7 protein-coding genes and 1 pseudogene are annotated in these 12,746 nt (G+C 48.3%); 3 read left to right on the top strand and 5 right to left on the bottom strand.

Annotation, left to right across the window (positions count from 1 at the left end):
- Positions 1–538: 538 nt before the first annotated feature.
- The 5 genes from EII14_RS06860 to EII14_RS06840 all read right to left on the bottom strand — a co-directional run bounded on the left by EII14_RS06860 (position 539) and on the right by EII14_RS06840 (position 6,928).
- On the bottom strand, positions 539–1,465 hold the full coding sequence (locus EII14_RS06860) for an MlaD family protein (protein WP_124931805.1): 927 nt from the start codon (positions 1,463–1,465) through the stop codon (positions 539–541).
- A gap of 2 nt (positions 1,466–1,467) precedes the next feature.
- Positions 1,468–2,961: an N-acetylmuramoyl-L-alanine amidase gene (locus tag EII14_RS06855; RefSeq protein WP_124931804.1), complete on the bottom strand. Its 1,494-nt coding sequence runs from the start codon at positions 2,959–2,961 to the stop codon at positions 1,468–1,470.
- A 190-nt stretch (positions 2,962–3,151) separates the two neighbouring features.
- On the bottom strand, positions 3,152–3,766 hold the full coding sequence (locus EII14_RS06850) for a DUF6621 family protein (RefSeq protein ID WP_124931803.1): 615 nt from the start codon (positions 3,764–3,766) through the stop codon (positions 3,152–3,154).
- A gap of 5 nt (positions 3,767–3,771) precedes the next feature.
- The gene (locus EII14_RS06845; protein ID WP_158608344.1) at positions 3,772–5,307 is read right to left on the bottom strand and encodes a PD40 domain-containing protein; all 1,536 of its coding nucleotides are present in this window, start codon (positions 5,305–5,307) and stop codon (positions 3,772–3,774) included.
- Between the two features lie 91 nt (positions 5,308–5,398).
- The gene (locus EII14_RS06840) at positions 5,399–6,928 is read right to left on the bottom strand and encodes a DUF6057 family protein (RefSeq protein ID WP_124931801.1); all 1,530 of its coding nucleotides are present in this window, start codon (positions 6,926–6,928) and stop codon (positions 5,399–5,401) included.
- A gap of 721 nt (positions 6,929–7,649) precedes the next feature.
- Between EII14_RS06840 and EII14_RS09490 the strand changes: the two are divergent.
- From EII14_RS09490 to EII14_RS06825, 3 genes and pseudogenes are all read left to right on the top strand, one after another.
- A pseudogene (locus EII14_RS09490) lies at positions 7,650–7,909 on the top strand (rRNA adenine N-6-methyltransferase family protein); the annotation flags it as partial.
- Positions 7,910–7,940: 31 nt separating this feature from the next.
- Positions 7,941–8,585, top strand: a complete 645-nt coding sequence (locus EII14_RS06830) for a DUF4476 domain-containing protein (protein WP_124931800.1) — start codon at positions 7,941–7,943, stop codon at positions 8,583–8,585.
- Positions 8,586–8,747: 162 nt separating this feature from the next.
- Positions 8,748–12,725: an Ig-like domain-containing protein gene (locus EII14_RS06825; RefSeq protein ID WP_124931799.1), complete on the top strand. Its 3,978-nt coding sequence runs from the start codon at positions 8,748–8,750 to the stop codon at positions 12,723–12,725.
- Positions 12,726–12,746: the final 21 nt, after the last annotated feature.

The raw sequence follows: 12,746 nt of genomic DNA, 5'->3' as shown, positions 1-12,746 counted from the left end.
TCCTTTATATATAGCTAATTACCTAATTATTACAATAGGTTATAAACATCAAGTTCTGATGTGCCCAATTTATGACTTTGTGTTTTAGGAATCTCTAATATATAGGGAGTTACGAAAGCAGGTACACATGTACATATGAGAATTTCAGACAATTAAGTCCATCACTCCAAATTCCGGAAGACCCATAAGAATTGCGCTAATAATGCTTTTCTCAAACTCCTTTATATATAGCTAATTATTACAATATTAATTTCTCAAACCACCACATCGGGAAAGTTGGCTCTCGTCTAACCATTATGGAGGCACTTCCTTACGGAAGCTTGGTTTACAGTCCTCGAAATCCGTAAAAGACAACCGCTATCATAGAGTTTTCGGCTCTTTGATGGCGGTTGCTCTTTACAAATAAAGTTCGGATATGGGAGAGTGTGAGATTTTGACACGGCTTTCTGAAAGAAAGGTTTTCTGTAGGTGTCATTTATGGTGTTCGACAAAAGATTTTTCCGAGAAATCGGCAGTTTTTATCGGACGCCGATACAGATCACTGTTTTTTACGGCCGAAGATAGAAAAATGAACGTACCGCTTCGGATGCGCTTTGAGATCGATCATTAAGCTGTCGGCATTTGAAACAGTGTTGTTTAAGCGATCGTAGAGCTTTCTGTCGCTGAGAAACGCTCCGAGATTGTTGTCGGGATTGTGGAGCTTTTCGTGTACTTCCTTCATGGTTTCGGTGAGCTGTCCCGAAAAGCGTTGCACATGACTCAACGTGCTATTGACCTCTCTGATCGTTTCTCCGAGATCGGCTTGGGCAATGTCGTTGGTAATGTTGGCCGCATGTTCGGCCGTTTTGTCGAGATTGGCAATCATGCGGGGAATTTCGCCATTCATCATTCGATCGAGTTGGGCTGTCGTGGTTTTTAGGTTTTCCGATATGACCGCGGCGTTTTGCAGGGATTGGCGCAGAGAGGGGTCGCCCGCGATCACGTTCAAATGAGTCAGAATGCTGTCGAGCTTCGGCAACATTCGCTCCACAGTCGGTATCATGGCGGCGGCCTTGTCCATGGCTCCTTGATAAAGCCCTCCCGAAATGGTGTCGTAGGGTGCGATGTGATCGGTGGGATTGTTGCCAAGGATGAGGTTCATGGTCACGCCTCCCATGATGGCGAGTTCCAATTCTGCCGTCGTGTTGCGAGGCACTTTCATTTCGGTGTCCAACTCGATGCGCACCACAACTCCCGAATTTTCGGCATAGTTGTAGTCGATTTCGCGAACGATGCCGACAGGATAACCGTTGGCGTAAACGGCATTGGAAACGGCCAAACCTTTCACGTCTTTGAACTTGACGTAGTAGGAATTGCTCGATTCAAAAACATTGATGCCTTTCAGAAAGTTGAGGCCGATAAAAAGCAAAGCCACGGCAACTATGGCCGTGAGAGCGATTTTCACCTCATTGGAGAGTTTTTTCATGATCATTTCTTTTGTTGTGGTGAAGCGGAGGCTTGCGCAAGACGAATGGCTCTGTGGAGTTCAATTCGTTTTCCATCCAAAAATGCTACGATAAAGGCTTGCGGAAAGGCTTCCGACACGTTTTTCCTGATTTGCTTGGCGTCTTTGTAGTTGGTGGTTTCACCGTGTGTATATCTGTAATTTCCGGCTTCTCCATAGTGTTCTACGGGGGAAATCCCGTTGAAGTTTCGATCGCCGGGCGGTAATAGACGATCGGAAGTGAGCAGTTGCACTTTGAAAATCGGAATGGAAGGGGAGAAAGCCGTCGGCGAAACCTCTGTCTTGGGAAGGTGGGAACTCTCAACACCGGCAACGGGTGGCGCTTCAACTAATTTCGGTTGAGGGGCGGCGGTTGTGGAAGAGGTGGAAGGGAGCACACATACGGAAGTTGCTGCCGGTGTTTTTTTCGAGGCCGATGTTTCTTTCAAAGATGATGTTGTTTCGGGGGAGGCGGGCGAGGTTGGAGCTACACTTGTTGCGGAAGTGTTTTCTTCTGCTGTCGCTGCGGAAGATGCTTGGGGGCGAAAAGGGCGCGTTTTCACCGGAACGACTTCTGCCATCAAAGGCGGTTCGTCGGTTGCAGAAACGGTGGGCGGCGTCGGTTCGGCGTCGGGTTTGGGGAGGTCTGTTTCCGACGGATCAACCGTTGCCACACCGGAATTGCGACGACGATAGGTTTGGAAACCATCGAATAAGGCTTTGCTCAATGTCTTGACCCCTTCGTTGGAGTGCATGAAACGCTCTTCTTCCGCATGACTGATGAAACCCAATTCCGTCAGAACGGAGGGCATGGACGTGGCGCGCAAAACAAGAAATCCGGATTGCTTCACTCCTTTGTTTTTGCGTCCTTGAAAGGAATACTGTCGCTGGATGCACGAAGCCAAATCTACGCTTTGCTTCATGTTTTGATCTTGAAGCAATTCAAAGATGATGTAGCTTTCGGCCTTTTTCGGATCGAAGTTGCTATATGTTTTTTTATAGTTGCTTTCTAAGGTGATGACACTGTTTTCTCGTTTGGCCACTTCCAAATTTTCAGATGAGCGGTGCATTCCGAGGGAGTAGGTTTCGGCTCCGTAAACATTGTTTTTGTTGGAAACAACAGAGTTGGTGTGTATGGAGATAAACAAGTCGGCTTTGTTGCGATTGGCTATGTCGGCACGCTCTTGCAGAGGCACGAATTTGTCGGTGCTTCTCGTGTAGACGACCTTCACGTCGGGACAATGCGTTTCGACCAATTTTCCGAAAGCCAATGCGACTCTGAGATTGATGTCTTTTTCCTTGGTCAATGTGCCCACTGCACCGTCGTCTTTTCCCCCATGACCGGGATCGATGACCAACGTGAAACGTCGGGAAACAAGATGAGCTTCCGCGTTTTGAAAGAAAGCGCAGAAGCCGAAAAACAAAAAGGCAAAGAGGAGGCGAACCGTGCCGGCCATTTTGTTATGATGATAAGTCATAGGCTTTTTCGTGAGTTTGGGGCAAAAATACGCCTTTTTTTTCAGATAATCGTATCTCCGGTTCTTTTTTGACGGTCTTTTGAATTGAGAAGTTCAAGAATGAAAATATGAATAAATAAAAGAGCACATCAGAGGAGTTTCGTGCGCCAAAGACCATGTCCGGCGCAAACCGTCCTCTCACGTCGGGAGTTTATTGAAATTCGCTGCCTTGTACTCCGAGGGCGGCCGTCAGGGAGTAGCCGAGTATTTCCGACGAAAAACCGCGTCCGGAGAGAGGTTCCATGGAGAAAAGAGTGATCTTTTTGGGCGGAAGGGCAGAGGCGTCGTCACTTTCGGGACGGGGCGGCGTTTGGCACATTTGCTTGATGCGCTTTGTGAGATATACGCTTTCTTCGGTTCGACCGTCGAAGTCGGCAATCACCATAATGCGCTCCACTTTCGGATCGAGTAAAAGGGCTTCGAAGGCTTGAATGACAAACTCCTCCCGACTGACCAACGGTTCGACCGGCAATAATAAAAAGGCAAATTCGCCAAGTTCGTCACGGAAAGCCTTTCCGTTGAGTTCGGCCTCGAAGTCGGCCGGCTGAAAATGCTCAAACCGTTGTTTGCCTTTTGAGTGGATAAAAGCCACTTGCGTGGCATGGTCTCCCGCTTGCAAACCTCCGTCGAGGGCGATGCAGTCTAACCATAGGGGGAGATCGGCGGGTGGAATGCGCCGCCCGAGTATGCGTTCGAAATTGACGATTAAATCAAATGCCACATGATCCAAATATTCGGCATCTGCAAGAATGACGTTTTGAGACATGGAGATTATTTTCCGTAGTTTACTTTTTGTACGCCGGCATCGTCGTAAATCACTTTGCGAAATTGTGCCGGAGTTACGGTTACTTTTTCTTTCATCAGCTCCGGAATGTTGTAGCTCTTTGTGCGGAGAAGATGATGTTGCGGGTCTTTTTGCGGCAGGATGAAGGCTTTGTGTCCTTGGCCTTGGCGATCGAAGTAAGCGATGTAGGGACGCGTGTAGCTGCCGTCGTCACGACGCGATGAAAAGACGATCCAACGGCCGTTGCTGCTCCAAGAGTGATAGGAGTCTACGTCCGGACTGTTGGTAGTCGTCAAGGGACGGATTTCTCCGCTCGACAGATCTTTCACGTAGAGATCGCTGCTCTTGTGCCAAATGTGAAACTGTCCGAAATCGCCGAGTGTGAACAATAAGTAGCGTCCGTCGGGACTGACGCGGGGCAGCGTCGCACTTTTGGCGATTGAGATGCAATCCACCTCCAATTCCGGCTGTCCGAAGGTGCGTGTCGCTTCATCGAAAGATATGGACATCAGGTTGTAGCGCACGTTTTTATAATTTCCCAGAACCACATCCGTGAGCACGTTTTTGTTTTGTTTCAGCGAGTCGGGTAGACGGTCGTATTTCGGGAAAGGAGCGGCACAATAGTAGAGGCGTTTTCCGTCGGGCGACCACGTGGGAAAGGTTTCCATGGTGTGGTCGGTTTTCAGAATGTTGGAAATCTTGTTGCGCTTCATGTCATAAAAAACGAGATCGGAGGCATAATCGATGACTTCGACTTTTTGGGGGTCGGTGATGTGAAAAGCCTGTCCCGTGAAGTTGGAGGAAAATGCCACCCACGGTTGTTTGGGATGCCAAGCCGGATAGACGCAGTTGCCTAAAATGCTGTCGTTTTTCATATCGACACGACGAATTTTCCCGTTGTCCGCAAAGACTGTTCCTCCGTGCTCGGCGCGGACATGAAAAAGCATGCGTTGGGTGCTGTTGTTTTGATAATTATGGCAGTTTATGCAGTGATTGTTTTTTTTATCGTATTCGTCGTTGTTTTCATAAATGGCGGTTTCGTCGAACGTTTCGAGATGTCGCTGATAGATGCCGAGTTGTCGATACAATTCGTAGGAGGGTTCTATGAGGCGATAAGAAAGATACGGATCAATGGGCTCTCGAGCAACGCGAATGGAATAAGACGGGTGTTTGAGCCAACCTTCTTTTCTGTGTGTGTAGATGGTGATATTCAGCGATGCCCCCTTGTTGTCGATCAGCAGTTGTTTCCACTCCGCGGAATCAATCTGTATTTTTCCGTCTTTACCGGCTGCGGCGATCAGTTCTCCTTTTCTGCTTCCGGAAATATGTTCCACATACTCAATGCCTTCACCCTCTATCCGAATGTTGAGTGGAGCGATGTTGGGCGGAATGGTTATGTCGCGATAGTCGGGATAGATGGCGGCTTGCTCGGTGGTCGGCGTGTATTTGGACGGCAAAACGGCGTCGGGTTTGCAAGCAGTGAGCAAACAGCAGACGAAGAGTAGACAAAAAAGTTTGGGCATATTTCGCGAAGAGAATAAAAGGTTTCCTGATAAATGAAGCAGATGTTGCAAGAGCATGGACGGCAAAGGGCGGATGTTGCCCCAAGAGTGGTTAATTGACGGCATGATCGGCAGACTGGTGTTGAGGTGCCGAGAGGTTTCCGCAATAATAGTAGTACATGTACGACCCCATCCAGTTTTCTTTAAGAGTTTCTCTCATATCTTCTTGGGATTCTTCCTTCTTCTCGGCAGCCGTTCCAAACTGCTGTTCGAGATAAGGAACTGCTTCCCCCATGAATGCTTGTAATTCGTTGAAAACCATGGTTTGAGTGATTTCGGGGAACATTTCCAAAATGTTCGGATTCTTCATATAAGCAATGGCAAGGGCTTGAAGAACGGAGTGGGGCAGAGTTGTTTTCTTGCGTAACTCGTGAGCGCGCGACAACAGATTGTCCAAATCTTTGGAGTAAAGACAAGTGGCAATCGAGGTGATGAGAGAAGCGTTGCTCCCGACCAACATTCGGCTGTTGTAGCCCAAAAAGGCAGGTGGAGGATAGTTTTGCTCGAATTTTTCTTCCAACGGAGCCAATTCTTTGATACTCTTCAACGTGGGGTCTTGCTCAATGAGAGAAGCGTCTTCCAGCATGGGGGCATATTTCTCGATGAACTTTTGTTCAAACGGCATTTTTTCAATCAAATTCAAATAGCGTTTGGCCAGTTTCTTTTCTCCATTGAGTATCGCGCACACGGCCATGCGTTTGAATTGCGAAACACGAGGCCCGATTAAGACGGTGTTTTCCATACTCGTCCGATAGGCTGCATTGACAAGCCCTGCATGTAAATTGCAATCGGCTAAAAATAGCGGAAACTCATTGGTGCCTCCAATGTCCTCCAAATCCAATTCCGGAAAATCATAGGGGATTTCAAAAAGTTCTTGCAAAAGACGATTGGAGCGCAACAAGCCCAAGGCGTGGAGAGCGGCCATTGAGCGCGTCGGCCGTTGAGCCGAGCGAGCCGTTTCGATCATGCCTTCCCAGTCTTCCTTGTCCAATTGATTTTGCATTCGGCAAGTCAGACGCACATCTTCCCGATGTGTCAAAGCGAAATATGTTAATGCGCCATATCCGCACAAGGCAAAGACGGCCGCTGTCGGGAATGTCCTCACTATGGTGAAATCACGATTGCGGCAAAGCCGGGAGAATAGAAATGCAAATGCTGCCGCCAACAGTAGCAACCCCACCGAAATGATGAGGAATACGGAAACTTCGTGGCGCACATAAAGATTAAAACCCCGGTACACCATGTAGCCCAAAGCTGTCAAAGAAGGTAGAAAACCGATGCCCGCCCGTCCGAGGTTGTGCCTAAACGGGATGTCCGACAACCAAGCGGCAACAGTCAAAATCAAAGCCAGCAAAAAGCCTCCGAACCATTGATTTTGAAAACCTAAAAGCAAAAAACGTCCCACCCAAAAAACTTCTCCTCCATCTCGCCGCAGCACAAAATCCATAGGCAGACGTTCAAACGAAAAGTAGTTTTCGGCAGCTATATGACTGAATACATCTCCATAAGTCCAAGAGGTGAAAATCCACATCAATATGAATCCGATGCCATAAATCCAACGAGAAGAAAAGTATTTATTCACACTTTTCATGCGCGGCTGCGGTGTCGCTTTTGGCTTGACGCCCGCAGCGGGTTTCGGCGTTTTCGTCGAAAAGGATGAATGGGTGTTCTTTTTTTTACTCATGAAACAATAGCATTATATTTGTCTTGCAATGTTGCATTCGGGTATATATAATTTAAGGGAAGGCCCCTTTTACTGCAAAAATACTCAAAAACAATGAATGCGAAAAATAAAATACAAAAGAAAATTTCAATTCCTCCTGTCAATGCTTTGGCCTTTGGGTGCTTTCCTCTGCTTGCTCTTTTGTCTTTTTCGGTTGTGTGCCTCTTTTACGAGACTGCTGTCTATCTGTTTTCCAAGTTTCTGACAATGGCTATTATTGGGCTGATGGATATTATAGAGAGCAGAGTAATGTAAAGATCACATCTCAAAAGGGAAAGTTGAAAATTTCTGGCCTTCCGCAGAGTCGTTTTCTTATCTGATTTTCGCCTTTGAAGCATTTCCCGAAGCAAGTCATAGATATTTTTCAGGCATCCTAAGAATGCTGTTGTTTCTCTCTATGGAAGAAAAAACTTGAATATGTTGATGACAGATTTCACTCGAACGGTATTTTTTTGTATTTTTGCGTTTATAGAAAACTTAGGAAAGCTCTACTCGGCACTTAGTTTGGGAGAAGCAAGCTTTACTCCGCAAATATACAAAAAATATCATAGTATGAAGTCCGTACTTAGGACAATACTTTTTGAAAGACCTCTCCGTGGCGCGTGCCATTGCCGACACGGTCGATGTCTGCCCCGACCTTCCGCTGCTCGAAGTCGGCCCCGGCATGAGTGTGCTCACACAATACCTGCTGACCAAAGGGAGAGCGTTGAAAGTAGCCGAACTTGACTTCGAGAGTGTGGAGTATCTTCGGAGAAATTTTCCTCAACTCGAAGAGCACATCATCGAAGACGATTTTTTTTGAAAATGCACCTCGAAAACGTATTCGCAGGCCGTTCGTTTCGTCATTCCTCTCCCTCTCATTCCTTCTCCCATGAAACCTCACCACCTTTTGCTTTTGTTTCCCTTTTCGCTCATGACGAGTTGCATGTCGCCGGTCTGTCCCGACTTCCTCCGCATTCACCCCGGCATGAGCAAAGACGAAGTTTTCCAACTGTTTGGTGCACCCACCTATTGCGAATTTGACGAACAAACGAGCAGTTGGGAATACGTTTACGGCAGATCTTTGAATGAGAGAAAACACGCCATGGTCTATTTTGAGAACGGCAAAGTTGTGCGATTTCGCAATTTTGCGGAACCTTTGCCGCCGCCCGCATCGCCCCTCGCAGAATATCCGCAACCGAGAATGCCCCGTCCTTACCGCTTCCGCCTGCATTTGGGCAACACGGAAAGAGCGCAGCGATTTTCGGAACTGCTGAATGCTGTCAAAAAAGAAAGTTTCTCCGACGAACGTTTGCGCATACTCAAATCGGCCGTCAAAGAAATGACCTTCTCGGCCGCAGAGGTGGCCGAAATACTCAAAACAGAGAACTTCGACTCGGATCGCATCAAACTTCTCAGATTTTTGGCACCCTCGATCGTGGATTACAGACAATCGCACGAAATACTATCAGCCTTCACTTTCTCCACTTCTCGTGAAGAGGCCGAAAGCATTTTGGAAAACTCTCGCGAAAGATAAACATACTTTTTAATCTTCAAAAGTCTCTGTTTGCAGGTTTTATGTGTTAAAGTCGATCGGGGAGAGGGCTTTCCGATACTTTTTATTTACTTTTGCCTAATATTTCCCTTTTCTTTTCGAAGAAACTTTATATCCATCAATATCCTTAACAACTATCCTATTATGACTCTTACAACTTATGCTCAATGGTTGAGAACCATGATTGTAGGCGCAACTTTGAGTTTCGGTCTCACCCTCGAAGCTCAAAAAGTTGTATTCCCGCAGGAAGTACAACCGGGAGCCGCCGTTTTGGTAAGCAGTGCGGACAGCTACACTCTGCAAAACAAACTGCTGAAAGCAACGTTCAAAAAACAAGGAGGAAGCCTCTTTTTCGGCGGATGTCCCGAACTGAACTTGGAAGAAGGTACCGAACTTTTTGAAATCAAAACCGGAAACGGCAGCACCACGGTGAAAGCCTCGCAAATGACGCTCGGAAACATCCGCGAAGTGACCTACGAGGCCAACGAAAAAGCCGTGAAAGGAGCCAAAAAGTTTGCAGGAAGAGCCATCGAAGCCGATTTCACCCACGACAACCTCGCACTCACATGGCGTGCCGTGTTGCGTGACGGCAGTCATTACCTCCGCACAGAACTCGAACTCACGGCCAATGCCGACACCAAGATGTTTTCCGTCTCTCCCATGATCTACAAAGTCAATGTTGAGAAAGCCGGCAGTGCACCCAAAGTGGTGGGCAACACACGCGGAGCGGTATTGTTGAGTAAAAAGATCTTTGCCGGACTTGAAACCCCGATGGGCATCAACTCCGTCGGCGAAACAGACAATGTCGGCACATTCAATCATACGGCTTGGACGACCGAAAGTTTTACATGGATCCCCGGAGAGCAAGTGCCGCAAAAAATACTCGACCTCGGTTTTACCACCGATAAAATCAAAGGAACGAAAGGCTATCTCAGTTTCAAGCAAAAAGGCAGCCAGACCATCACATTCACTTACACCGGCGGCAACCACAAACTCAACATCGTCGGCGTGGAGGTGTGCAATCTCATGACGGGAGAAGTAGTCGCTTCCGACTATCACTACGGCACCACCGGCAATGCCCACAATCTAAACACATATACCGTGGACATTCCCCAAAAGGGCGTATATGAAGTACGCTACTATGTGGCAACCTACACACTCGATGGTAACACCGACGAGAATATCAATTCCACAGGCAACATCACTTATTCCGGCGAAGTGCGTCTTCCCATATTGATCTACGATCTCTTGCCCGGCTCGCAACCGCATCTCGATTCTTCCGCCATCACCGTTCCCTCCGGTAAAGCAACAAGAGTTTTAAGCCAAAACACCATCGGCGATGGAGATAACATCACCGACTCATGGACAACACAAACTTGGCGCAAAGCCCCTCAAAACGAAATTCCCCTCCGCATCGGAGAATTGGGCTTCGGCACCCCTCACGTCCACATGATCGAACAAGACCTAACCATTACGACAAAAGGAGAATTTAAGGCCGAATTCCTTTATCGTACCGGAAACCATCGCTTGAACCTTTGCGGAGTGGATCTACAAAACAGCGAAAAGCAAACCGTAGCCTACGACTATCATTTGGGCTACACCGGCAGCCAAAAAGACAAAAACATCTACACACTGGCCGTTCCCGCTCCCGGTATCTACAAATTGCGCTATTTCGTCGAGTTCAAAAACGAACAAAACACTTCGTCGGGCAACATCAAACTCTCGCTCATCGAAAACGACATACTGCACCTTGCCGCATCGCCCATCGTGCCTATCAACGGATTGTGGAGTCGCAACACCAATCTGTTGAAAGGCGAAACTTGGAAAGTGGGCAGCGTAGTCGGTCTTGTTGCTCCCGATCAGCCCCGTCGCTCTTTCCTCGCTTACAGCGAGCGCGAACGTGCCGTGCCTTGGCGCGCCATGCCGGCCTACATCTCTTGGTACGAACTCAACATCGACCGCAACAACTCCATTGACTACTCCCAAACCATGACCGTGGAACAATGTACCGACGTGGTGAACCAATGGAAAACCAACCTCTTCGACAAATATGGCGAAAACATCAATTCCTTCGTTTGGGATGACGGATGGGACTTCTATGGCCCTTGGACGTTCAACAAAAACTTCCCCAACGGATTTTCCGAAATCGACGTCGTGGCTCAAAAAATGAACTCCGGCATCGGAGCATGGCTCGGTCCGGTCGGCGGATATGGTGCAAGCGGAAACTATCGGCGCAACTATTGGAAAAACCAAGGTGGCATGCAACTGTCCAACCCCAAATACTACAAAGCTTTCACCAAAGCCATCACCGATCTCTGCAACGACCGCGGCTATGATTTCCGCTTCTTCAAGTTTGACGGCATCAGCGATCTGTTCAGCGCACTCGGCCCCAAAAACGACGCCAACGGAGAAGAAAACGCCGAAGGAATCATTCGTGCCGAACGCATGGTGCGCGAAACAATCAAAGAAGACATCTTCTTCAACACCACCGTCGGCACTTGGGCTTCTCCCTTTTGGTTCCAATTCACCGATGCCATTTGGCGTCAGGAAAACGACTACGGCGAAATCGGCAATCAAGGAACCGATCGTGAAAAATGGATCACCTATCGCGATCGTCTGGTTTACCAAAACTTTGTGCAAAATTCCCCCATCTGCCCCATCAATACCCTCATGACTCACGGTTTCATCCTCTCGCGTTGGGGACAGGTGTCAAAAAACATGGACTACGATGGCATCGTTCGTGAGTTGCGGTGTGCTTTCGCCTGCGGTTCGGGCATGGTGGAACTCTACAACGATTACGCACTGATGAACTCCATCAACGGCGGTCGCCTTTGGGGAGATTTGGCAGAATGCTTGCGCTGGCAAAAGAACAATGCCGACGTGTTGCCCGATGCCCATTGGGTAGGCGGAAATCCTTGGGACGGATCAAAAACCAATGTCTACGGTTGGGCATCTTGGAACGGCTCCAAATCCACCCTCGCTCTGCGCAATCCCTCTGCCTCACAAGCCACTTACAAGACAACCTTGCGTGCCGCTCTCGAAATTCCGGCACACATCACCGGCTCCATCATCCTGTCCAAGGCCTTTGGCACGCAAAACGCCTTGACCGGCCTGACCGAAGATGTAGCCCTTGACATTGATGCACCGCTCACGCTCGTGTTGCCCGGTTCATCGGTGTTCGTCTTCAACGGACGCGACAGCAAAATTCCGGCAGTGGAAGTGACGGGAGTGAAGTTTGCACATACCGACATCACGCTTGAAGTCGGAAAATCCACCTCTTTGGTTTGGAACATCTTACCGGCCAATGCCACTCACACCTCTGTGACATGGAGCACCGATGATGTAGATATAGCTACCATTGACAATGGCGTAGTGAAAGCTCACCAAGAAGGACAGGCCATCATCACCGTGACCAACACCAAAGGACATACGGCACAAATCACTGTAAACGTCGTGCCTTTCGTTCCCGAACCGTATGCCGTCAATTTTGAAAAAGATGCTCGCCCGCAAAGAAGCGACCGCAGCCTTCAAAGTGTCAGCATCACCCAAGAAGGAAAAGAAAAACAAACGATTTTGACCAATGCCGACCGTATGCCCTACCAAGACCACACGAACCAACCGATTGAAGTAGAAGTCGGTTCGATCCTCACCCCCGAACTCAGTTGGAACGGTAGCTGGATGCACGCTTATCTCTTCATGGACTTAGATAACGACGGACACTTCGAAGTCGAAGATGCAACAAGCTATGAAGTTCTCTCTTTCAACTACTATGAAGGTCAGAAAAAAGGTAAAGACGGATTATCCGGACAAAGCAACAATAATCCCGGTATCGGAGTGCTCCCCAAAATCCAAGCTCCGTTGAAACCCGGCATGTATCGCACACGCTTCAAGGTGGACTGGAACAACATTGACCCTGCCGGACAAGTCGGAGGAGGAAACGACATCTTGAAAAACGGTGGTTCCATCACCGATGTGATGCTCAAAGTCGTAGCACCCTCTTCCGTCGAAGGAGCCGCGCTCCACTCATCGCCCGTTGTGCAATACGACCTTTCGGGTCGCATCGTCAATGGCTCTTCCGCTCATGGCGTTTATATCGTCAATGGAAAAAAAGTCGTGAAATAATCGATTTTCATCGCTCCCCGA

The organism is Alloprevotella sp. OH1205_COT-284, assembly GCF_003859795.1.
Lineage (GTDB): Bacteria > Bacteroidota > Bacteroidia > Bacteroidales > Bacteroidaceae > Alloprevotella.
The sequence above is the reverse complement of the archived record's forward strand: the minus strand, read 5'-3'. Positions and strand labels throughout refer to the sequence as shown.

Bases quoted from the DNA above. Each gene is read 5' to 3' on its own strand.
- EII14_RS06850 (WP_124931803.1), bottom strand. From the start codon at position 3,766: ATGTCTCAAAACGTCATTCTTGCAGATGCCGAATATTTGGATCATGTG.
- EII14_RS06860 (WP_124931805.1), bottom strand. From the start codon at position 1,465: ATGAAAAAACTCTCCAATGAGGTGAAAATCGCTCTCACGGCCATAGTT.
- EII14_RS06825 (WP_124931799.1), top strand. From the start codon at position 8,748: ATGACTCTTACAACTTATGCTCAATGGTTGAGAACCATGATTGTAGGC.
- EII14_RS06845 (WP_158608344.1), bottom strand. From the start codon at position 5,307: ATGCCCAAACTTTTTTGTCTACTCTTCGTCTGCTGTTTGCTCACTGCT.
- EII14_RS06830 (WP_124931800.1), top strand. From the start codon at position 7,941: ATGAAACCTCACCACCTTTTGCTTTTGTTTCCCTTTTCGCTCATGACG.
- EII14_RS06855 (WP_124931804.1), bottom strand. From the start codon at position 2,961: ATGACTTATCATCATAACAAAATGGCCGGCACGGTTCGCCTCCTCTTT.